This window comes from Anaerolinea thermolimosa (genome assembly GCF_001050195.2).
In the GTDB taxonomy this organism is placed as follows: Bacteria; Chloroflexota; Anaerolineae; order Anaerolineales; family Anaerolineaceae; genus Anaerolinea; species Anaerolinea thermolimosa.
Genome location: NZ_DF967965.1, coordinates 254,023 through 276,244 on the forward strand (window position 1 = coordinate 254,023; position 22,222 = coordinate 276,244).

Consider the following 22,222-nt stretch of genomic DNA (forward strand, 5'->3'; position numbering starts at 1 on the left):
CCTGCCTGATGAAAATGAAGCCATCATTCAAAACAATCGGCGTCCTGCAGTCGCTTCCCCTGGCGGTCTTTCTCCGAAAGAACAGGGTCTTCACCGGTTGGGATAGGCCAGGCGATCTGGAGTGCAGGGTCGTTCCATAAAAGGGTACGTTCCCACTCAGGAGCGTAAAAGTCGGTGGCTTTGTAGAATACTTCGGCCCAGTCGCTGAGGACATAGAAGCCGTGGGCAAAGCCGGGGGGCACCCAGAGTTGACGGTGATTTTCTGCGGAGAGTTCCATCCCCACCCAGCGCCCAAAGGTGGGAGAAGAGCGGCGAAGATCAACCACGACATCGAAGATGCTTCCCACCACGGCCCGCACCAGTTTTCCCTGGGCATGGCGGATCTGGTAATGCAAGCCACGTAGTATGCCACGCCGCGAACCGGAATGGTTGTCTTGAACAAAGGTGGCGGCTATGCCTGCCTCAGCATAACGTTTCGCGTGATAGGTTTCCATAAAGAAGCCGCGATGGTCACCAAAGAGCTGTGGAACGATGATCCAGACGTCCGGGAGGGCAGTGGGTTGAATCTCCATAGAGGTGCTTCTTTCGTCGAGATTGTTGCTTTCTACGGGTGCATTGTATCCTGATCGGGGGTGCTTTGTCAAAAATCGCTTCGCCCGTTGCATTAAATGCCTGTAATTCCTCGTATAATCTAAGAGTATTCTTGCAATGTTGCCAGACCAGCCTGAAGGGAATCGCGTGTCTGGTTGAATTTAGAGGTGTATTCCGGCATACGCAGCGCTTCCGAGGCGGCAGGTCGCGGCTATGAATCTCTCAGCAGCCATCTCATTCATCGCCATTCTATTTTACACAGCTCTGCTTGTGATGGTGCTGTGGCGCACCCTTAAAGTGCGGTTGAAATTATACTTTGCGCTTTACCTTGCGGCGATGCTGGTATGGAGTTCAGGGGCTTTCATGGTGTTTACCAGCCACAGCCCCGGAGAAGCCCTCTTCTGGAATCGATTCATGGTCATTGGCTCCACGGCCATGCCGATTGCGTTTTTTGGGTATGTGCAGGTTTTCCTGATGCGTGAACGCGATCACTGGCTGCGGCTTGGCTGGATTGGCTACCTGCTCACGCAGGTGGCAAACCTGGCGGGTTGGGTGGTGACGGATGCGCGGGTGGTCAACGGCGGGTTGGAGAATCGATATGGCCCGGCTATTGTTCTGGTCAGCCTGACATGGGTGTTTTTCATCGGGTTTTCGGGGCTGAGCCTGCTTCAGGAATATCGAAAGAGCCGCGATCCGGTTCATCAAAACCGCATCAAATATCTGATCATCGTTCTTCTGCTGATCTTTGCCGGAAGTATGACCAATTCTACCGGGCTGCATCGCTACCCGGTGGACGTCGGTTTTAATATTCTGGCGGCGTTGATTCTGGCTTATGCGATCTTCCGCTATCAACTGCTGGACATCAGCATGGTGATGCGTAAGGGGGTACTTTATTCCATGCTCACCGTTTTGCTTGGGGCGGGGTATTTTCTACTTATTCTCGGGGTTGTGCACCTTTTCAACCTCACCACTGATCCGGGAATGTTCCTGCCAGCGGTGCTTCTGGCCATTCTCACTGCGCTTGTAACTCAGCCCTTGTTACAACGGGCTCAATCCTGGGTGGATCGGCTTTTCTTCCGTGAAAAGTACGATGCCATGGAAATGCTGCGCCGATTGAGTCAGAAAATGGCCCCTGAGCTGGATCTGGATCGACTCACCGGCATGATTCTCACCGAGGTGACCGAAACGATGCATATCCGCCATGCAGGGTTTTTCCTGCGCCTGGGCGAGCAGGGAGAATATTATCTCATGGCTCAAAAAGGCATGGCGGTTCATGATCTGCATCTCCAGCGACAGCACCCGCTGGTGGTTTTTCTGGAGTCCTCGCCCGATGTGCTAAGCCGGTACCAGGTGGAGGTTTTACCGCAGTTCCGGGCGTTGTGGCAGGAGGAACGCCGTGAGCTGGAGCAGATCGACGCGGAGCTGTATCTTCCCATGCAGGCCAAAGGAGAACTGGTGGGAATCTTCGTGGTCGGGCCGAAGCGCTCGGGGCTGCCCTACACGCAGGATGATCAGCTGATCCTTCTCACACTTACGCGGCAAATGACGGTCTCGATTGAAAATGCCCTGCTATTTGCGGCTGAGGCACGCCGCCGCCAGGAGGCTGAGACCCTGCAAAATGCCGTGCTCCAGCTGACTTCAGACATTGATCTGGAGCAGGTACTGCAGAATATTCTGGTCAACCTTGAGATGGTTATTCCGTATGACAGCGCCTGCCTCTTCCTGCTTCAGGGTGAGATGATGATTGCCGTCGCCGGGCGGGGCTTTGAGTACCCCGAGCTGGTGATCGGGCAGGAATATCCCCTGGCAGAAGACGAACTCTGCCTTGAAATTCAGCGTACCCGGCGCCCCATTTTTCTCCCTGAAGTTCAAAAACAGCATGGTTTCAAGGGGTATGGTGGTACCCAGAAGGTGCGGAGCTGGATGGGCGTGCCGCTGATTGCACGGGGTACTGTGATCGGCTTTCTCACGCTCGACAGTTACACCCCCGGCATATATCGCGAAACTGCACAGGCTAACCTGGCACTGGCTTTTGCCAGCCATGCCAGCATTGCCGTGGAGAATTCACGCCTTTTTAAAGTGGAACGGGAACAGCGCCAGCTGGCTGAAGCTCTGCGGGAGATTGGCACCATCCTCAGCACCACGCTTGACTTCGACCATGTTCTGGATCTGCTCCTTGACCAGGTGGGGCGGGTGGTGCCCTATTCTATTGCCAATATTCTGCTGGTGGAAGAAGGACAGCCTCGGATTGTTCGGACGCGGTACCATGAGAGTCTGGATCCTGAAGTGGCTCAACTCCTGAAGACCTCGCCTTTCAATATCTTTCCATCCCCACACCTGTATTACATGATCGATTCGGCCCAGCCTCTGGTACTACCGGTGGTGACCGAGAACGCCAGCTGGATCGAATGTCCGTTGCCGATTCGCTCCTGGATGGGGGCGCCGATTGTGGTTCAGGGGAAGGTGATTGCCTGCTTCTCGCTGGCCACCCTTCAGCCCGATGTCTATCGCCCGCGCCATGCCGAATTACTCTCCGTCTTTGCCGGGGAGGCTGCGCTGGCCCTGCAAAATGCCCGCCTGTTTTCGGAGATCCAACAGCTGGCGATGGTGGATGATCTGACGGGGGTATTCAACCGGCGGCACCTCTTTGAGCTGGGAGAGCGGGAATTTAACCGCGCTCAGCGGTATAGTCGTCCGCTGGCAGTGATCATGGTAGACCTGGATTACTTTAAAAAGGTGAATGACCATTACGGGCATCTGGTGGGTGATCAGGTGCTACGGGCCGTGGCAGAACGCTGTAAGTCGAATATTCGTGAGGTAGATATTCTGGGGCGTTTTGGCGGGGAGGAGTTCGTCATTGTCTTACCCGAGGCTGCACCGGGTGATGCCATGTTGATCTGTGAACGGTTGCGCAGGCATGTGGCCATTCGGCCCATCACGACCACTGCCGGGGCGCTGAAGATCACCATCAGCCTGGGGGTGGCAAGCCTGAGCACTGAAACGCCCAACTTCCTCAAATTAATCGAGTGTGCCGATATTGCTCTTTACGAGGCCAAGCGAAGAGGGCGCAATCGGGCTTGTGCTTTCGAGGAGATTAGCGTTTAATAGGGAAGTGGGTGGGGGACTACGGAAAGAGTGAGGATGGCATGGCGCAGAACCGGGACATCGTAGAAGCTTTTTCAGAAATGTCTTCGCATTATGAGACCACCGTGGATGCAGAACTCAAGCGCTTCTGGGGGTGGAGTTATGCGGGCTTCATCAACCAGTTGCTCGACCTGGTGCCGGTGGGGGATGAAGACATCGTCCTGGACATTGCCACAGGTACGGGAGTGATCCCCGTCAGCCTGAAACAGCGTGGTAAGCATAAGGGGAAGATCATCGGGCTGGACCTGACGCCCGCCATGCTTTACCGGGCCGCCCGAAAGGTAAGCGGCGGCGGCTGGAAGGATTCTATCGCTCTCACCTGTGGTTCGGCAATGCAGCTTCCCTACCGGGCAAATTCGTTTGATGTGGTTTTTTGTGCTCTGGCAACCCACCATCTGGATGTGCCGGTGTTAATGTCGGAAATTAAACGGGTGTTGAAGCCCGGGGGAAAATTTGCCATCGCCGATGTGGGCGGTTCGGCGGTCTGGCGCGTACCTGTGGTGAACGCTTTGATTCGATTGGCAACATTTCTCTATTTTCTGCGCAGAGAAGGCCGTGCCCGCGCTTCTGCGGAAGCCGCCGCGTTGAACAATGTCTTTACGGGAAAGGAGTGGGGCCTATTGCTCGAAAAGTTGAAATTCCGCGATATCTCGATAACCCACCTGCCTGCGAGCCATTTTTGGTCTCCAACACCGTTCGTCATTCGTGCTGAGAAAGATTCCACGGAGTAGAAGATGACTGCCACAGCAATTGAACTCTTACGCCAGGGTCGTAAGCACCAGATCTGGACAAAGTACTGTGGATTCCTGGATTTGAGCCTCAAGGAATTCATGCAAATCCAGGAGAGACTCCTTCTGGAGCAGTTTGATCTCCTTTCGAAAAGCGAACTTGGACGGTATCTTTTGAGGGGGAAAATACCGGGAAGTATCGAGGAGTTCCGAGCCAGGATACCCATCACCACCTACGATGATTATGAGCCCTACCTCGGCGAAGACAAGGGATATTTTCAGAATGCGTATGTCTGGGCACACACCTCAGGGCGTTCTGGAAAATACAAATGGATTCCCTATACGCGTGAAGCCTACGAACGCCTGGGTGAGCGTGTCTTAGCCGGGGTCATTCTGGGAGCGGCGCGAGAAAAGGGAGAAGTGCGCCTTGAAGAAGGTGACGTGCTGGTGTACAATACCCCGCCTCGCCCGTATATCAGCGGTATTACTCTGCGGGCGCTTGCCGAGCAATTCAACTTTCGCTTCGTCCCTGCGCTGGATGAAACTGAAGCGATGGAATTCCAGGAGCGGATTGAAGCGGGTTTCCGAGAAGGGATGAAGACGGGCATTGACATTCTCGGATCAATGTCAGCCGTGCTGGTCAAGATGGGAGAAGCCTTCACCAGCGGGGCGCGCAAAACGCGCATTTCACGCCAGATGCTGCATCCGCAGGTGCTCTTCCGGTTAATCCGTGGGTATATCAGGGCCAAAATGGAAGGGCGTAACATGCTCCCGCGTGACCTGTGGACGCTCAAAGCTTTGCCCTGCGGCGGTGCCGACACGGCGATCTACCGGGATAAGATTGCTTATTACTGGGGTGTGCAACCTTACGAACAGTATGGCTGTACGGAAGAGGGTGCCATTGCTACCCAGGCCTGGAATAAAAAATACATGACCTTTTTCCCTGACGCCGCTTTTTACGAATTCATCCCGGAAGAAGAATGGGCGAAATGGCGGATGGATCCTTCTTATATGCCCAAAACCGTACTGTTCGACGAGGTGGTTCCCAGAAAGCGCTATGAGCTGGTGCTCACCAACTTCTATGGCAAGCCTCTCTTGCGTTACCGTACGTATGATTTGATTGAATTCCCCGTGCTGAGGGATGATGAGATTGGGGTTAATTTGCCACAGATGGCTTTCGTAGGCCGCACGGCAGATTTTATTGATCTGGCCGGGTTCACCGGTCTGATCGATGAGCGTATGGTCTGGCGCGCCATCAACGAAACGGGGATCGAATATCATGACTGGGCCATTCGCAAGGAAACCCGGGATGGTGAGCCGATCCTGAAGCTATACATGGAACCGGCGTCTCCGATCGATAAAGAAACGATTCGGCACCGGGTACACGAAGCCTTGAAAGGGATCAACTCGTTCTATGCTGATTACGACGCCATGATCCAGAAACCTGCACTGGATGTGACAGTGCTCAAACCGGGCACCTTCCAGGCATACATGCTGGAGAAACAGGCCGCGGGAGCAGACCTGGCGCACCTCAAGCCGCCGCACATGAACGCCTCTGATGAGGTCATTGAAACCCTGCTGCGGCATAATGATGGAAAGGAGTAAAAGATCCCTGCTGCAACGGTAGCCGGGAAGCTCCGATGATCGCTTACGCCTCAACGATTATTTCTTTTATTGCGCTGGTCTATTACAGTGCGCTTTTGGTTTTCATTTTGAGGCAAAAAATACGAGATCGGGTGCGGCTTTACTTTAGCCTGTATCTGTTCTCGATGATCATCTGGAGCTTCTCGGCTTTTATGATCTTCGCCGACCTGGGTATTCTGGATACGCTATTCTGGAACCGCTTCCTGGTCGTCGGCTCCATGGCCATGCCGATAGCCTTTTTTGGCTTTGTGCAGGCTTTCCTGGTGCAGGAGCGGCGCTTCTGGTTACGCTTTGGCCTGTTTGCTTACCTGGTCATCGAGGTGATCAATCTTTCGGGTGGGGTGATTGTTGACGCCCATACCGAGAACGGCTACCTGTACAATCAATATGCCCCGTCAGGCATGGCGCTTACCGGGGCGTTCTGGGCTTTTTTCCACCTTTTTTCCGCTTATGAACTGATCAGGGCATACCGCAGGTCACGCGATGCAGCCTTCCGAAACCGGTTGAAATATCTTTTCCTGGTAGTCATGGCCATCTTCGGGGGAACGCTGACCAACCTGACGGATCTGCGGCACTTTCCCGGCGATGTCACGGCCAATATTCTCTCAGCCATGTTCATCACGGTGGCCATCCTGCGTCACCAGTTGCTGGATATCTCTTTTGTGGTGCGCAAGGGGCTTTTTTATTCTCTGCCCACCCTGGTGATTGCCGCGAGCTATTACCTGGTTGTGGTGGCAGCGCAGGCTATTTTCCATACGGTGCGGGGCTTTCAACTATTACTGGTGCTACTCATTGTGGCGCTGTTGACCGCGGTGGTCATGGTGCCGCTACGCGACCGAACCCAGGAATGGGTAGACCGGATATTCTTCCGGGAAAAATACAACACCAGTCTGATGTTGCAACGGCTCAGCCAGCGAGCGGCTTATGAACTCGACCTGAAACGGTTGAGTGAGATGATCCTTAAAGAGGTGACCTCTACCCTGCATATCGAGCGCATGGGCTTCTTCATTCGCGTGGAGGAATCCCGGTTATTTGCCCTGCAGGCATTCATCGGGGAGGAGGTCAGCCCGGAAATGACGCTGGACAGCAACCACCCGATTGTCAGGGTGCTGTCCAGGCTGGATCGCTGCCTCACGAAATATGATCTGAGTGTAATGCCGCAATTTCGGGCGATTTGGACTGAAGAACGCAAACAGCTGGAAGAGATTGGCGGAGAATTGATCATTCCCCTTAAGGTGAAAGAGAAACTGGTGGGTTTTTTCAGCGTGGGGGCAAAACTTTCTGGAGACACGTACACCGACGACGATCAGCTCACGTTGATGACCCTGGCCAATCAGATTGCCATTGCCATTGAACGGGCGCGTTTATATTCGGCGGAACAGTCGCGGCGCGAAGAATTGGATGCGCTCTATACGTTGACACGCCGGCTCATTGCCCTGGACGATGTGGAGAGCATACTCCAGAATACCGTGCAACACATGGTGCACAGTGCCCATGTTACCTTTGCCAGACTGCTGGTGCTGGAAGGAGAAGCTGTTTTCCGCTGTCGGGCGGCTTTTTCGGTTCGGGATTCGATGCGCGACCTCGGCCTGAACGAGGTGGAACCAGGTGAAGCGGTGCTCTATTATTTACGAGCGCTGCGGAAGGCCGATTTAACCCTGCTTTCGCGTACGGACCCGTTTATGAGCAGTGAGGCACGGGTGGCATTGCGCCTCGATCGGGTAACTTCACTGTGCCTTTCACCGATCCATTTGAATGGAGAACCGTATGGTCTGTTTGTGCTGGGAGAGGAGCGGAAGGAGACGCGAGAACCGTTTGATAAGGACAAATTACGGTTGATCAGCGCCATCACAGACCAGGCCGCCAGTGCCCTGCAACGGGCATCGATGCATGAACAGGTAGAAAACACTTTCTTCGAGACCATTCTGGCACTGGCCAACGCCATGGACGCGCGTGACACCTATACCAACAATCACAGCCTGCGGCTGGCCTACCTGGCAGAGGCTGTTTGCCGTGAGTTGCATTGCCCTGAAGAGGTGATTCAGGCGGTGCACTGGGCGGCGATGTTGCATGATATCGGTAAAATTGGTGTACCCGATGAAATTTTACGCAAACCTGGCCCTCTAACCGAGGAAGAGTGGAGTATCATGCGCCAGCACCCGGAAATTGGAGCGCGTATTGTGGCGCCCATTCGCAAGCTGGCCAATGTGGCCCCCTTGATCCGTTCTCACCACGAGAATTTCGATGGCAGCGGGTACCCGAACGGCCTCAAAGGGGAGCAAATTCCCTTTGGAGCGCGGTTGCTGGCCATCGTCGATGCGTATGGAGCCATGACCGATGTGCGTGTATATCGCACCAACCGCAAGCCCTCTGAAGCCATTGAGGAGTTAAGAAAAAACAGCGGTACTCAGTTCGATCCGCTTCTGGTTGAGGTATTCATCCGAATACTGGAGAAGGACGCCACCCGCCCGTTAGATCCTTCGGTATTGGGACGGTTTGGCTGATCAGCGAAAGTGATTTACAGGGCGGTGATCGCCTTTCTTTTAAAAAAAGACCACCAACCGGATTAAGAGATCGGTTGGTGGGAGAGGCGGGAAAATCCGGGAAAATTAACTTTCCACGGGTTCTGGCTTCTTTTCAAAGACGCGCCCCGGCCGCCAGGGTGTCCCCAGGGTGGGGAGAAGCCAGCGGTCAAGCCCCCACCAGCCGGCGTTCTTCCAGGCCAGGATAAGGAAAATAGAAAGGGTGAAAAGCACCGGATTAATGCTGGCCGTCCCGGCCATCATAAAATTCCAGTTCATAAATCCGCCAAAGAATGCGGCAATGCCGACGAAAGCGCCCAGAATGAGCGCTACGCCAATGAGAAGCTCACCTGCTACCACCAGTTTGGAAAACCAGGTGTAGTGATTGCCGTCCAGCAGGGCCTGAATGAATGCCCGGTACCAGTCGAAGGCGATGGGGGGGCGCGCCGGTGGTTCAGGGATACGCACGGCGTTTTGCCAGAACCCTTTGAGGGCTTCACCGGTCTGTACCCAGGCCGGGTTGTTGATTTTCCCCAGGCCGGAGCTTAACCAGGTGTAACCCACATAAACCCGCACGATCAACCACAACCAGGCCCACGAGGGGCTGCCGAACAGACGTTGAATAAAAGGGGGATCGGTAATTTCGGTAACTTTATTGGACATAATCCACCTCCTATATCCGATTATATTCCAATGGATTAAAACAGGATGAGGATTTCGCCTTTCTGGTTCATGGAAAGTGATCTGGGAAGAAACAGGAAATGCTGATGGCGGCGAGAGGCCAGCTGTTGAACCGCTTTGTCGAAAAAGTGTGTTATAATCAAAGCTGGTTTGGGGAGTAGTTGACTGCACTCTGTGCAGGTTGGGCAGCCGTCAGGACGAAGCCATGCTTCCGGTTGTTCACGCGATCCATGCGCAAACAAGACCACCACGATCTTTTATCCTGGTGGTCTTTTATTTTTAAGAAAGGTCAAGTATGAATCACTGGTATCAGAAAACCATCCACGAAGTTGAACAAGAACTGGGCACTTCCATTGAAACGGGGCTCTCGCCTTCTGAAGCAGGCCAGAGGCTGGCGCGCTTTGGCCCCAATGAGCTGATCGACCGCGGCGGAAAAAGCCCCTGGAAGATCCTTTTGGAACAGCTGACGGGGATTTTAACCATTGTGCTGATTGTTGCGGCGGTGATTTCGTACTTTTTGGGCGATGTTAAGGATTTTCTGGTCATTCTGGCCATTGTGGTATTGAATACTTTGCTGGGGTTTTCTCAGGAGTATCGGGCTGAAAAAGCTCTCGCTGCGCTTAAAAAGATGGCCACACCGCATGTGAGAGTGCGGCGGGGCGGGCATGTGCACGAAATTTCGGCCCGCGACCTGGTGCCCGGAGATGTGGTGCTGCTGGAAGCCGGTTCGATCGTCCCTGCGGATGGGCGAATCGTGGAAAGTGTCAACCTGCGGATTCAAGAGGCGGTGCTTACGGGCGAATCGGAGCCGGTGGAAAAAACTACCGGGGCCATTTCTCGAGACAACCTCCCTGTGGGGGATCGGCGGAATTGTGGCTTCATGGGTACTCTGGTGACCTATGGGCGTGGTACCCTGCTCATCACCTCCACCGGGATGCAAACCGAGCTGGGACGGATCGCCGAGTTAATCCAGGGGGTGACCCAGGAGCCCACCCCCATGCAGCGCCGCCTGGAACAACTGGCGCGTACGCTGGCCGTGGGGGCGCTGATCATTGTGGTGATTGTCTTTGTGCTGGGTTTTCTGCGCGGCGAGGAGCTCCGGCTGTTGTTCCTCACGGCGATCAGTATGGCGGTAGCCGCTGTGCCAGAGGGTCTGCCCACTGTGGTGACTATCGGGCTGGCACTGGGGGCACAGGCGATGCTTAAGCGGAATGCCCTCATCCGCAAGCTTCCCGCGGTTGAAACCCTCGGTTCGGTGACCGTAATCTGTTCAGATAAGACGGGCACGCTGACCGAGAATCGTATGACCGTGACCATTCTGGATGTGGCGAATCACCGATTGGATTTAAAAGAAGAGGTGCAGAACTTCAGCCCGCGCCTGCGTACTACCGAAGCCAACCCCGGATTGATTAAAAGCCGTGAGGTGGGACTGTTGCTGGCGGCGGGGGCGCTGTGCAATGATGCGCTCCTTGAGGAAGATGAACAGGAACCCGGAGTGTATCATTCGGTGGGTGACCCTACCGAAGGGGCGCTGGTGATTGCTGCGGCCCGCGCCGGTCTGTGGAAAAATGAACTGGAGGCTGCCCTGCCGCGCGTGGCAGAGTTGCCTTTTGACTCAGAACGTAAAAGGATGACCACAGTGCACAGGTGGCCGGCCCAGCCTGCCGGTTTAAGCCTTCTGGAGGCTGTGCCGGGAGCCGGTCAGCCGTTGATTGCGTTTACCAAGGGGGCGGTGGACGGAATTCTGGAAATTTGCGACCGGGTGCTGGTGGATGGACAGGCCGTTGCGCTGGATGAAGCCTGGCGCGATCGGATTCGTCAGGCAAACAACGAGCTGGCCCAGAAAGGGATGCGTGTGCTGGGGGTGGCTTACCGGCTCAGTGAGCAGGCTGAAGTGCAGGAAAAAGGCCTGGTGTTCGTGGGCATGGTGGCCATGATCGACCCGGCACGACCGGAAGTCTATGATGCCGTGCGCACAGCTAAAACTGCGGGCGTTCGACCGATTATGATCACCGGGGATCACCCGTTAACCGCCATTTCTATTGCGCGGGAGCTGGACATCACCCGTGATGACCGGGCGGTGACGGGGCAGGAACTCTCGGTGATGGATGAGGCGACCCTGCGGGAGGTGGTGAAGACGACCTCAGTGTTTGCAAGGGTCTCGCCGGAACATAAACTGCGCATTGTAGAAGCCTTGCAGGCCAATGGTGAAGTGGTGGCCATGACCGGTGATGGGGTGAATGATGCACCGGCGCTCAAACGGGCGGATATCGGGGTGGCCATGGGCATCACTGGCACAGATGTGACCAAAGAGGCCGCCCACATGGTGCTGCTGGACGACAACTTCGCTACCATCGTGGCCGCTGTGCGTGAAGGCCGACGGATTTACGACAATATCCGTAAGTTCATCAAATATACCCTGGGTTCGAACATCGGCGAGATTGTAGTCATGCTGGTAGCGCCGTTCCTGGGTATGCCCCTGCCGCTTTTACCGCTGCAAATTTTATGGATCAACCTGGTGACCGATGGCCTGCCCGGTCTGGCGTTGACGGTGGAGAAAGCCGAGCGTAATGTCATGAAGCGCCCACCGTATCACCCCAGGGAAGGGGTATTCAGCCGCGGGATGGGGCGATCAACTTTGCTCACGGGCTTCATTCTGGGAGGGGTCTCCATTGCAGTCGCGTACTGGGCCTGGATGACCGGGCAGGAAGCGTGGCGTACGATGGCCTTCACCACCCTCACGCTGACGCAAATGGGCAATGTGATGGCCTTACGCACGGGCAATGAATCGGTCTTCCGCTCGGGTCTTTTCTCGAACCGCTGGCTGATTGGAGCTGTGCTACTTACGGTGGGTCTGCAGGTGCTCGTGGTTTACCAGCCCTTCATGCAGGGAATTTTTGAAACCGAAGCCCTCACTCTGGAGCAGTTTGGAGTGACGGCGGCGGCCAGCCTGCTGGTGTTTGCCTTTGTGGAGCTGGAGAAAGCACTCTTCCGGCGGGCCGACATGCGCCAGCCTTGAAGAAGGTGGAAGAATTGAGCCGGTGAAGCTGAAGCCGGGTGGTTTTAAAGATCGAGCAGTGTTTCACCCAGGGCCAGCGCATCCTCAATGAATTCCAGAGTCTGGGCCAGGTCTCCGGGGTCTGCCGGGAGATGAACTTTGAGATACTGGTCGGGGCGTTCATTCCAGGCACGCTGGATCAAACCGGCCCAGCGAGGATCGAGGTTGGTCAAACCCCAGCGCACGCCAGCGGGTTTGGAATCAACCCTTCCTGTGTGCAGGGTGTGGAGCATGCGGCAGTAGCTTATCACGGCAAAGGGTTGGGCCCAGCGATTATTGATCTGGTACTGATGCGTGCGAATTTCCTGACCCCAGTCACGCATGGTATTGAACACTTCGCGGCGCAGGTCATCGGCTGAGACGGGATCGATCAGGGCCGTGGGGGGCGGCCCGGCGAGGGTGATGCCGCATTCACGCACCACCCAGCGCACCACGAGGGTGTTGTCGTGTGCCGAACGCACCAGTTCGCGGCTGCCATTGTCAATGTAGACGATGGGACGGCAGGATGGGTCGGGGCTTTTCAGCCATTCTCGCGGAAAATAAGAGCCTTCAAGGTGTTTGGCCCAGTAGGATTCGATCTCATAAATTTGCACATGCACATCCTGCAGGCGGGGAAGGAGCGTCTCCGGGAGGTCTTCTTCGACGACGAAGAGAAAATCGACGTCGCTGTTACGGTCCCAACCGCCGGTGGCAAAGGAACCCTGGAGGTATGCGGCAACCAAACGTTCACCCAGAACTTCTCTGACCGAAGTAACCAGCTGGTGAAGAATGGCGTTAAGCTGAGGATCGGGGGTTGGTTGAGAAAGTGTCATTGAAAAATACATTCCAGCCTTAATAAGCAGATTCGTGCGGGGCAATTGTAACGCAATTGTGGCGAGAGCATTTTACCAATTTGCGGCTTGTGGGGTACACTTGAAGGCATCCATGAAAGCGATGATCCGGCGCGGATTGCAACGGGCAGGGCGGTTGCCTCTGAGCTTGAGGCAGGCAGTCAAGTTCGGGCTGGTGGGAGTGAGTAACACAGCCGTTGACTGGCTGGTTTACTTTCTTCTCACGGCTGGTCTGCATGTGTGGATGATTCACCCTACCCTGGCGAAGGGAATCTCTTACAGCGCCGGGATACTGAACAGCTTTGTCTGGAACCGCAACTGGACTTTTCGTTCTAAAAGCCGGGCGGCGGTGACTTTTTTCCCATTTTTAGCGGTGAATCTGATCGGCCTGGCCATCAATACCGGGTTGATGCAACTGGGACTGTTCGGTTTTGGCCTTCCTGAGGTGGTTTCGCTGGGGCTGGCTACGGCAGGTACCCTGGCCTGGAATTTTGTGTTCAGTAAATTTTTGATTTTCCGTTCCTGAGGAGATGAAAGAAACCGGGGGCTGGCCAGGCGCGTTGATGAGCTGACCAGCCCCCGGTGTTGCTTTATGCAGGGGTGGTTTCGAGGCGGAATACGCGGTAGGAATGCGGTTTAAGCTTCAGGTCAATGGATTTCCAACCGGAGGGTTCTCGGCGCCAGTTCAAACGCGGTTCTCCGGTCAGCCTCTCGCCGCTGACCAGGTCTTGCAGGTGCGTGAATCGCTCCGGGACGAGTACACTGATCAGCTGATCTTCAGGCAGGAATGACTCGACGATAAAGGTGTCATTGTCATAAACGAATAGAGCCACCTGAGACGGGCCTTCCAGCCGGAGGGGCAGGTCTTGGAGGAGGGTTTCCCGGATGCGGTTGAGCACCCCTGCCGGGAGATGATAAAGTTCTCCAAAAACATCGGGAATGGTCAGGACGTAGAGCGTCCCCCGGCCATAAGATGCGGAGTGGAAAAGGGGGTACCCGTTCACGCCGGTTAAGCCGGAAACTTCTTCCCAGGAATCGTTGGTCAGGTATTGAATCTGGGGAATAGTGACGGGTTGACTGGCCGTGTGAACTTGATTCCAACCGATTAAAAAGTCCTTGACGGTGGCTTTTCGGTCGGTTATTTCCAGTTCGACGATGTCTTCGATGCCCTTGCCCTGCAACGCACGTAGCAACCCCGAGGTGATGACGACTTTCTTCCCATCCATCAACTGCTGTTTGATTTTCTCCACGATGGCGGGATCGTGCCGGGCGGATTCGGTGAGAAGGATGAGGTTGGCTTCTCTGGGAAAGTCCGGGACGATTTCAATGGGGATGCCCAGCATGCCCAGGTAGCTGTGGAGAAAATCCTCACCGGTGGAGTGGTAAGGTTTATAACAGGGGATGCCGCGCGGTTTACCCAGCTGCCCGAGGAAGGAATCCACCTTCTGGAAAACGTATCCGGCGGCCAGGGCGATGGTAGTTCCGGGCGCGATGGACCATGGCGAGGTCATTGCCGGACCCAGAGCCTCATCGAAATCGAAACTGGTTTGCTTCCCCTGCCAGGGGGCGCGGTCTGAGAGCTGAATGGGGCGCTGGAGCTGGAGAAAATCAAAGAGGGTGATTTCGGGGGCTTTGGCGAAGAGCGTAAGCCAGAGCTGTTCGGCGTACCGGTCGAGGGTGCGCATGCCACCGGTGTCGACCCAGCCGCCGGCATTGGCCCCGGGTTTGAGGTTCTCAAAGTATCGGAAGATCGAGTAACCGTGATAGGGCTGCAGATGCTGGTTCCCCAGGACGGCGTCGCGCGTTTCGGTGCCGGTATAAAGTTTATCGAAGAGCCGGGGTTCGGTTTCAAGGTTGAAGCCCAGCCCCTGAAAGTGTTCATACCAGTTGGGGTATTTGATAATCAGGGTGATGTTCGGGTTGGTTTTTCGAGCAGGGGCGATGATCAGTTCCCTGGCTGCTTCATCGAGCAGATCGAGGCGGAAGCGCGTCCAGCTTTTGGATCCTTTGGCGGCAATGCAGGAAGGGCATTTGCAATTGGTGAAGAAGAAGTCATCGAGGATCAATTCATCGAAGTGCCGGGCGGTAAATTCCACTACCTCTTTAAGCTTCTGACGATGCTCCGGGTTAGTATAGCAGTAGGTTTGAAAGCGATTGCGTTCATTGACGGTGATCGTAATGCCACCGGAGGTTTGAATCCCGCGCTCAGCGAAGAATTGTTTGGCTTTCACCAGGGTGTCTTCGTCCACTACGATCCAGTCGCGGTGGGTTTCCAGGTACACTTTATTGACCCGGACAAATCGGTTCATCACCTCAAAGCGTTCCCTGAGCCACTCCAGATCGCGCATCTGGAGCACTTCGTACACGCGTGCATAAATGGCCACGGAGAAATTCTGATATCGGTGCGGAACAGGGTTGGGGGTGGACATAGAAAAACCTCTTGAGATAATAAAGAAATGGAAGCCTCTTCATTATAGAACGAGAATAAAAATTGGCATTGAGTTGCCCGCGTCTCTAAAGAGAAGGGAGGAAAAATCATTACCCCAATGTGCCTTGACCGGCTCGAAAGGATTCTCTACAATAGGGCTGATTGGTCTGGGGGAGGGGAAAAGCATTTCGGAATGAATATCAGGCAGAGAACGAATCGGTGATTGGCGAATGTCACACCGCAGTAAAAACCAAAGAAGAAAAGAGGAGCGAGCAATGATCAAAAAGTGGTTGAGATGGATGTGCATGGGGGTGATTTTGAGCCTGGTGTTCTCTGCCTGTGCCCCCGCAGCTACTCCGACGCAGAGCAGTGGGCCGCAGAAGTTGAAAGTGTTTGGCGCTTTTGCCACACCCATCGAGGAACCCTGGGACGGGGTGATTCATCAGGCTTTAGTCAAAGCCCGGGATGCGGGGAAAATCGAGTATACCTACACCGAGGATATTGGCTATTCCGGGGATATGGAGCGCATTCTGCGTGAGGTGTGTGAGCAACAAAAACCCGACCTGATTATGGGGGATGCCTTTGGAAATGAGGAGGCCGTCAGGCGGGTGGCGATTGATTTCCCGGAGATTGCCTTTGCCTTTGGTTCGGGTTTCGGGCCGAGCGAACCGAATCTGGCGGTTTTCGATAACTGGATTCATGAACCGGCCTACCTGCTGGGAATGCTGGCGGGTGGTCTCACCAGGAGCAATACCATCGGGGTGGTGGGAGGATACCCTGTGCCAGAGGTCAACCGCATTGTAAACGCATTTATTGCCGGGGCTAAAGAGACCAACCCGAAGGCGAAAGTTCTGGTGACGTTTATCAATAGCTGGTTTGACCCGGCCCAGGCCAAAGAAGCGGCCCTGGCCCAGGTGGATAGCGGGGCGGATGTGCTTTTTGCCGAGCGTTTCGGGGTGATCGAAGCCGCCAAAGAAAAGGGGGTATGGGCTTTCGGCAATATGAGTGACCAGAATGAACTGGCTCCTGATCTGGTGGTGAGCAGTGCGGTGTGGAACATGGAGCCTACGGTTGAATACCTTATCAAGCAGGTAGAGGCGGGCACCTTTACCGCGCAGGATTTAAAAGATTTCAGTATGATTGGCAAAGGAGGGGCTAGCCTGGCCCCATTCCATGCAACCGAGAGCAAGCTGCCCCCGGAGCTGGTAAGCAGGGTTAACGCCCGATTGGAAGAGATCAAAAAAGGAACCTTCCGCGTCGATATCGATGAAGCTCCGCCGGCGGCGGTGAATTAGCCTTCGGGTTTGCTATTCCCGGGATTTTACTTGGCGCTGCTCCCCAGGGCTTTCGGGAGCAGCGCCCATGTGGAGTGTGCATGTTTGCAGTTCAGATGCAGGGGATTGTGAAGCGGTTTGGTGGCCTGGTTGCCAACGACGGGATTGATTTTGAGCTTAAAGTGGGTGAAATCCATGCCTTGCTGGGTGAGAACGGCGCCGGGAAGACTACCTTGATGCGCATTTTATATGGATTGTACACTCCGGATGAGGGGGAAATTCTGATCGGTGGTAAACCGGTGCGGATTCACTCGCCGCGCGATGCTATCCGTGCAGGAATTGGCATGGTGACTCAGCACTTCACCCTGGTGCCTACCCTGACCGTGGCAGAAAACATCACGCTCGGCGAAAGCGGGAGCCTGCTTGATCTACAGCAGATTGAGACCAAGGTGGAGGCCCTATCGGGGCGGCTGGGGATTCCGGTGAAGGCGGGTACGCCGGTGGGTCAGCTCTCGGTGGGGGAACAGCAACGGGTAGAAATCCTTAAGGCGCTCGCACGCCATGCCCGGGTGTTGATTCTGGATGAGCCTACGGCTGTGCTGGTGCCGCAGGAGGTGCAGGCGCTGTTTGAGGTGCTTGACCGTTTGCGCCGTGAGGGGATTTCGGTGGTCTTTATCAGCCATAAATTGCATGAGGTGATGACGGTCTGTGACCGTGTGACGGTTCTGCGCGATGGGCGCGCAGTGGGCACGGTAGAAAAGAGCCAGACCACCCCGTCTGAACTGGCCCGCCTGATGGTGGGACGCGAAACCTTCGGAGTACATCGTCAGGGAGAGCGTCCTTCTACCGGGGTGCTATTGCGGGTGGAGGGATTGAACGTCAAAAGCCGCAAAGGCGCGGTGGGGCTACACCATCTTTCTTTTGAGGTGCAGGCTGGTGAAGTACTTGGTGTGGCCGGGGTTTCGGGGAATGGCCAGGCGGAACTGGGAGAGGTGCTCTCGGGAATGCTCCAGCCTGAGTCGGGGCGCATCTGGGTGGGAACGCAGGAAGTGACTGGCGCTTCACCTGCCGAGCTTACCCGTGCCGGTGTGGGGCGAATCCCTGAAGACCGCCATGCCAGCCTGGTGGGTGAGTTGAGCGTGGCCGATAACCTGGTGCTTGACCAGCTGGAACATTTTTCCCGCCATGGCGTTCTGGATCGAAATGCCGTTCGCAGGAATGCAGAGCGGTTAATTGCAGAGTATCAAATCAAAGCATTGCCAGAAACACCCATTCGCACACTTTCGGGAGGAAATATGCAGAAGGTGCTTCTGGCGCGCAGTCTGTCGCGCAACCCGCTTGTGGTGATCGCATCACAACCCACGCGCGGCCTGGATGTGGGGGCAACAGATTACGTGCGCGGCAGGCTTCTTGAACAACGCGCCCGGGGTGCGGCGGTGCTGCTCATTTCAGAAGACCTGGATGAGATTTTCGCCCTGGCTGACCGTATCGCAGTACTGTTTGAGGGGAAACTGATGGGTATTTTAAACACGCGTGAGGCGACAGTAGAGCAAATTGGTTTAATGATGGCAGGTACCCCGTTGAAAAGAAGCTCCGTCAAGGAGGCCGACCGTGGTTAAATTTCGCCTGGAACGGGTCAGTGCGCCGCTCTGGTTTCGACCGCTTATCCCGCTGATTGCTCTGTTGGTGACCTTCTTACTGACCACCCTGCTGGTGTTGTGGGCCGGGGCTGATCCGTTGAAGGTTTATTATTACTTCCTGATCGCCCCGTTATCTTCAAGAGTCGCTCTGATTGAGGTGTTGGTGAAATCCACCCCGCTTTTACTCACGGGGGCATCAGTGGCTTTTGCCTTTTCAGCAGGGTACTGGAACATTGGCGCAGAAGGACAACTGTACGCCGGGGCTATGGCCGGGGCTTGGCTTGGGATGTTTCTCGGAGGTGTTTCACCTGTAGCAGGCATTCCTCTGATGATGGCGGGGGGCTTTCTTGCTGGAGCGGTGTGGGCATTTGGCCCGGCGATCCTTAAAACGCGCCTGAATGTGGACGAAGTGGTAACCACGCTGTTGCTCAATTCGGTGATCCTCTTTCTTGTAAGCTACCTGCTCAATGGCCCATGGCGCAGTCCGGTTTCCATGTGGCCGCAAAGCCCGGAGATTGCTCAGGGGGCCCACTATTTTCGACTGCTACCCCGTGCACGGCTTCATTTTGGCTTTGTGGTGGGGTTGGCGGTGATTGTTATCGAGTGGTTTGTGCTTCAACATACCCCGCTGGGGCTGCGGATGCGGGCCGTGGGGTTGGGGAAGAAAGCTGCACAATTTGCCGGTTTAAATGTTAACCGCACGATGCTCGTTGCGGCGCTCATCAGCGGAGGGATCGCGGGGCTGGCCGGAGTGGGTGAAGTGGCCGGGATTCACTTTCATTTGATCGAGTCCATTTCGGATGGGCTGGGATACAGCGGGATTATTATCGCTACCCTGGGAGGGCTCCATCCCTTCGGGGTGGGGCTGGCGGCTTTCTTTATCGGGTTGATCGATACTGGTGCGCAGAGCCTGAGCCGGGCGCTGGGGGTGCCCGTGTACCTGGGAACGGTGGTGCAGGCCATCCTTCTGCTGGTGACGCTGAGTCTGTTTGTCTTGCAAAACTACCGCTTGCGGAGGGCCTAGACCCATGGAAATTTTTCTGGTCGGGTGGGTGGCAGCCACACTTCGCGTGGCCACACCTTTGATCTTTGGCACTCTGGGAGAATTGTTCAGTGAACGCTCAGGAGTGCTCAATCTTGGCATCGAGGGGACGATGTTCCTCGGGGCTTTTATCGGGTTCACGGTTGCCTCAAAGAGCGGTTCTCTATGGCTGGGTTTTTTCACGGCCGTGCTGGTGGGAATGCTTTCGGGCTGGCTGATGGCCCTGCTTGCGGTGCGCCTGGGGGTAAACCAGCATGTGGCCGGGTTGGGGATGACCCTGCTGTGGACAGGATTCTCTCTTTTCGGTTTTCGGTTGATTTTTGGTGAACCCAAAGTTCCGCCTTCGATTACGCCGTTTCAATCGCTTTCCATCCTGCCTGACTCGACCTTTCTGGGGCCAGTGATCAATCAGCATGGTCTGACGTATGTGGCTTTCCTGCTGATTCCGCTCACCGGGTGGGTGCTTCATCGCACGCGTTTTGGCCTGAATGTGCGGGCAGTGGGAGAGAACCCCGAGGCGGCTGACGCCGCCGGGCTGGATGTATATCAAATTCGCACCCTGGCATTGATGATCGGCGGGGGCCTCATGGCTGGCGGAGGGGCGTTTCTTTCACTGGCCCAGCTGGGTGCATTTACGTATGGCATTGTTGCCGGGCGCGGGTGGGTGTGTATCGCGTTGATCATTTTTGCCAACTGGCGGGCGGTGGGTGTGCTCTGGGGAGCATTGATCTTTGGCGGGGTGGCCGCACTGCAACTGCGACTGCAAACGATGGGCTTACAGCTGCCCTATGAGCTTTTTCTGGCGTTGCCGTACCTGGTTACCATTCTGGCGCTAATCATCGCCGGGCGCAATGCCAGTGCTCCGGCGGCTCTGCTTAAAGCCTATCGGCGCGAATAATTCTTTGAGAAAATCGCAGAGTGATTTTAATGGCACTTCCCTTCTCCCTGGTCAGTATACGGGCGGCCGGGTTCCGGGAGGAAGCGCCAGCGATAACCGTCTTCCAGGAGGGTCAATTTGAGCACCCCAAAAGTATTCAGGATCAGGCGTTCACTGTTTGGGGCAGGAAGAGGCCCGGCCGGGCGGTAAAAAGCCCCACCGGTTCCCACTGTGAACTGCCGGATGCCGTTTACCGCATCGAGATTGCCATCGGGGTCTTGCGGGGCGAAGCGCTCGTAAAGGTGATCGTGCCCGTTGAGGATGATCTCGGCGTGGGCTTCATAGAGGGCGCGCCAGAATTCCAGGGTGGCTTCACTGTTGCCATGCAGGCCTGAACTGAAGCGCGGCTGATGCCAGTATGCCAGGGTACAATGCGCCGGGTGAGCGGCCAGATCGGCCTGCAGCCATTGCCCCTGGGGAGAATCGGGGCCGCACCCTCCCGCCGCCGCACAATTGCCGTTGAGGGCAATGATGTGCCATCCGGCGAGATCGTAGCTGTAGTAACCCTCCCCGGGTTCACCGGCAGCAGGGCCAAAAAAAGCATGATAGGCGGCGCCGTTTTCGGTCTGATAATCGTGATTACCTGGGCTGGGGTGGATGCGCTCCAGGTGCCTTCCCCAGGCGGGTGCAAAACATCTCTGGTACTGTTCGGGGGTGCCTTCTTCGTTGGAATTGTCACCGGTGGTGAACAGGGCTGCTTCGGGGAATTGATCGAGAAGGCGGGCAGTAATATCGTCGCCGGGGTGCCCGCAAACCGTAATATCTCCCGCACCTGCGAACAGGGTGGCATCGGCTTCTGTGGTGAGCCAGGGAGCCAGGATGACCTCGGTTTCAGGGCTGGCAGCCTGGCCAAGGAATGGCAGGCCCCAGGCCGTGGAGATCGTCTTCAACAGGGAGTAATGGGAATAGGGGATGCTATCTTCAAAATGGGGGCGGGCCTGAGGAGAAATCAACAGGGTGGCAATGCGCCCTCCGGCTTTGGCGGGCAGGCCGCAGCAACCGGTGGAATCGTCACCTGAGGCCTCGTCAAAAGTAAGGACGATGAGGTATTGCTCGCCCAGTGCTCCCGACTGGAATAATCTTTCGAAGAGGGACTGGAGCCAGGCATCCATTTCTGCAGGGTCGCAATCGTGGCCGGAGTGACACAGGTTGGGGGTGATGAAGGCGAAATCGGGCAGGTTCTGCCGGGCCAGGTCTTCGGTCAGCTGATCCAGCGGCACCACATGAGAGGAGCAACGTTGTTCATTCAACCGAATGGCGTTGAAGTATATGAACGGATTGTGCTTCTGTGCATACTCTCCCTGACTACCTATGAAACAGGGTGCGGGCATCGATTCCTGGTAGGTCTTCCACTGGCGGCCTGAAGCTTCGATCAAGTCGGGCAGGGAGGTGGCGTCCATAAAGCAATCTTCGCAGTTACGGGTGATGCCAAAGGTGTCGCCGCCGATGAGCGCCAGGTAATTGGGAAGGCTGGGATGTGCCACGGCATAGGCATTGGTGAGGAGTGTATTTTCGGCTGCCAGACGGTTGAAAAAAGGCATCTTTTCATTGCCGATCACCTGGCTGAAATCTTTGTTTTCCAGCACAATCCAGAGAATGTGTTCGAAGGCCGGCACTGGCGGAGGTGGCGTCGGTTGGAGGGTAAAAGTGGGCGAGGGCGTGACAACGGGCTCGGGAGTAGAGGTGGGCGGATGGGTGCCCGT

At 55.7% G+C, this 22,222-nt stretch carries 15 protein-coding genes; 10 read left to right on the plus strand and 5 right to left on the minus strand.

Annotated elements, in window-relative coordinates; genetic code table 11:
* Window positions 1-23 precede the first annotated feature (23 nt).
* Complete coding sequence (gene rfbC / locus ATHL_RS01140; RefSeq protein ID WP_062188914.1) at window positions 24-572, minus strand: dTDP-4-dehydrorhamnose 3,5-epimerase; 549 nt, start codon at window positions 570-572, stop codon at window positions 24-26.
* 232 nt (window positions 573-804) lie between these two features.
* Between rfbC and ATHL_RS01145 the strand changes: the two genes are divergently transcribed.
* Genes ATHL_RS01145 through ATHL_RS01160 form a run of 4 tightly spaced genes read left to right on the plus strand, consistent with a single transcriptional unit; the run spans window position 805 to window position 8,611 of the window.
* Complete coding sequence (locus tag ATHL_RS01145; RefSeq protein ID WP_062188916.1) at window positions 805-3,696, plus strand: diguanylate cyclase; 2,892 nt, start codon at window positions 805-807, stop codon at window positions 3,694-3,696.
* A gap of 41 nt (window positions 3,697-3,737) precedes the next feature.
* On the plus strand, window positions 3,738-4,466 hold the full coding sequence (locus tag ATHL_RS01150) for a class I SAM-dependent methyltransferase (protein ID WP_062188918.1): 729 nt from the start codon (window positions 3,738-3,740) through the stop codon (window positions 4,464-4,466).
* A gap of 3 nt (window positions 4,467-4,469) precedes the next feature.
* Window positions 4,470-6,068, plus strand: a complete 1,599-nt coding sequence (locus ATHL_RS01155; RefSeq protein WP_062188920.1) for a GH3 family acyl-acid amido synthetase — start codon at window positions 4,470-4,472, stop codon at window positions 6,066-6,068.
* Between the two features lie 35 nt (window positions 6,069-6,103).
* Window positions 6,104-8,611 carry an HD domain-containing phosphohydrolase gene (locus tag ATHL_RS01160; protein ID WP_062188922.1) on the plus strand — a complete coding sequence of 836 codons (2,508 nt, stop codon included), beginning with the start codon at window positions 6,104-6,106 and terminating at the stop codon, window positions 8,609-8,611.
* A 105-nt stretch (window positions 8,612-8,716) separates the two neighbouring features.
* Here the strand turns inward: ATHL_RS01160 and ATHL_RS01165 are convergent, their stop codons facing one another.
* Window positions 8,717-9,292, minus strand: coding sequence for a DoxX family protein (locus ATHL_RS01165; protein ID WP_062188924.1), 576 nt, complete (start codon window positions 9,290-9,292; stop codon window positions 8,717-8,719).
* Window positions 9,293-9,605: 313 nt separating this feature from the next.
* On the opposite strand from ATHL_RS01165, the gene ATHL_RS01170 reads away from it, so the two are divergent.
* Entirely contained in the window at window positions 9,606-12,329 is a 2,724-nt protein-coding gene (locus tag ATHL_RS01170; RefSeq protein ID WP_062188928.1) for a cation-translocating P-type ATPase, read from the plus strand.
* A 44-nt stretch (window positions 12,330-12,373) separates the two neighbouring features.
* Here the strand turns inward: ATHL_RS01170 and ATHL_RS01175 are convergent, their stop codons facing one another.
* Window positions 12,374-13,180 carry a nucleotidyltransferase domain-containing protein gene (locus ATHL_RS01175; RefSeq protein WP_062188929.1) on the minus strand — a complete coding sequence of 269 codons (807 nt, stop codon included), beginning with the start codon at window positions 13,178-13,180 and terminating at the stop codon, window positions 12,374-12,376.
* 112 nt (window positions 13,181-13,292) lie between these two features.
* Here ATHL_RS01175 and ATHL_RS01180 point away from each other — a divergent pair, with 112 nt between their 5' ends.
* Complete coding sequence (locus tag ATHL_RS01180; RefSeq protein ID WP_062188931.1) at window positions 13,293-13,724, plus strand: GtrA family protein; 432 nt, start codon at window positions 13,293-13,295, stop codon at window positions 13,722-13,724.
* Between the two features lie 64 nt (window positions 13,725-13,788).
* Here the strand turns inward: ATHL_RS01180 and ATHL_RS01185 are convergent, their stop codons facing one another.
* On the minus strand, window positions 13,789-15,627 hold the full coding sequence (locus ATHL_RS01185) for a hypothetical protein (RefSeq protein WP_062188933.1): 1,839 nt from the start codon (window positions 15,625-15,627) through the stop codon (window positions 13,789-13,791).
* A 274-nt stretch (window positions 15,628-15,901) separates the two neighbouring features.
* On the opposite strand from ATHL_RS01185, the gene ATHL_RS01190 reads away from it, so the two are divergent.
* The 4 genes from ATHL_RS01190 to ATHL_RS01205 all read left to right on the plus strand — a co-directional run bounded on the left by ATHL_RS01190 (window position 15,902) and on the right by ATHL_RS01205 (window position 20,480).
* Window positions 15,902-16,921 (plus strand): BMP family protein, encoded by a 1,020-nt coding sequence (locus ATHL_RS01190; protein WP_062188935.1) that lies wholly within the window; start codon window positions 15,902-15,904, stop codon window positions 16,919-16,921.
* Window positions 16,922-17,001: 80 nt separating this feature from the next.
* The gene (locus tag ATHL_RS01195) at window positions 17,002-18,519 is read left to right on the plus strand and encodes an ABC transporter ATP-binding protein (protein WP_062188936.1); all 1,518 of its coding nucleotides are present in this window, start codon (window positions 17,002-17,004) and stop codon (window positions 18,517-18,519) included.
* Window positions 18,512-19,564 carry an ABC transporter permease gene (locus tag ATHL_RS01200; RefSeq protein ID WP_062188938.1) on the plus strand — a complete coding sequence of 351 codons (1,053 nt, stop codon included), beginning with the start codon at window positions 18,512-18,514 and terminating at the stop codon, window positions 19,562-19,564. The genes ATHL_RS01195 and ATHL_RS01200 overlap by 8 nt, the downstream gene beginning before the upstream one ends.
* A gap of 4 nt (window positions 19,565-19,568) precedes the next feature.
* The gene (locus tag ATHL_RS01205; protein ID WP_062188940.1) at window positions 19,569-20,480 is read left to right on the plus strand and encodes an ABC transporter permease; all 912 of its coding nucleotides are present in this window, start codon (window positions 19,569-19,571) and stop codon (window positions 20,478-20,480) included.
* A 26-nt stretch (window positions 20,481-20,506) separates the two neighbouring features.
* On the opposite strand, the gene ATHL_RS01210 is transcribed toward ATHL_RS01205, so the two are convergent.
* Window positions 20,507-22,222 (minus strand): alkaline phosphatase family protein (locus tag ATHL_RS01210; RefSeq protein ID WP_174233923.1); only part of this gene is annotated, 1,716 nt, incomplete at its 5' end.

Excerpts from the sequence above, each read along its gene's own strand:
- ATHL_RS01155 (WP_062188920.1), top strand. The coding sequence starts at position 4,470 with ATGACTGCCACAGCAATTGAACTCTTACGCCAGGGTCGTAAGCACCAG.
- ATHL_RS01195 (WP_062188936.1), top strand. The coding sequence starts at position 17,002 with ATGTTTGCAGTTCAGATGCAGGGGATTGTGAAGCGGTTTGGTGGCCTG.
- ATHL_RS01145 (WP_062188916.1), top strand. The coding sequence starts at position 805 with ATGAATCTCTCAGCAGCCATCTCATTCATCGCCATTCTATTTTACACA.
- ATHL_RS01150 (WP_062188918.1), top strand. The coding sequence starts at position 3,738 with ATGGCGCAGAACCGGGACATCGTAGAAGCTTTTTCAGAAATGTCTTCG.
- ATHL_RS01190 (WP_062188935.1), top strand. The coding sequence starts at position 15,902 with ATGATCAAAAAGTGGTTGAGATGGATGTGCATGGGGGTGATTTTGAGC.
- ATHL_RS01185 (WP_062188933.1), bottom strand. The coding sequence starts at position 15,627 with ATGTCCACCCCCAACCCTGTTCCGCACCGATATCAGAATTTCTCCGTG.
- ATHL_RS01160 (WP_062188922.1), top strand. The coding sequence starts at position 6,104 with ATGATCGCTTACGCCTCAACGATTATTTCTTTTATTGCGCTGGTCTAT.
- ATHL_RS01205 (WP_062188940.1), top strand. The coding sequence starts at position 19,569 with ATGGAAATTTTTCTGGTCGGGTGGGTGGCAGCCACACTTCGCGTGGCC.
- ATHL_RS01170 (WP_062188928.1), top strand. The coding sequence starts at position 9,606 with ATGAATCACTGGTATCAGAAAACCATCCACGAAGTTGAACAAGAACTG.
- rfbC (WP_062188914.1), bottom strand. The coding sequence starts at position 572 with ATGGAGATTCAACCCACTGCCCTCCCGGACGTCTGGATCATCGTTCCA.
- ATHL_RS01180 (WP_062188931.1), top strand. The coding sequence starts at position 13,293 with ATGAAAGCGATGATCCGGCGCGGATTGCAACGGGCAGGGCGGTTGCCT.
- ATHL_RS01165 (WP_062188924.1), bottom strand. The coding sequence starts at position 9,292 with ATGTCCAATAAAGTTACCGAAATTACCGATCCCCCTTTTATTCAACGT.
- ATHL_RS01175 (WP_062188929.1), bottom strand. The coding sequence starts at position 13,180 with ATGACACTTTCTCAACCAACCCCCGATCCTCAGCTTAACGCCATTCTT.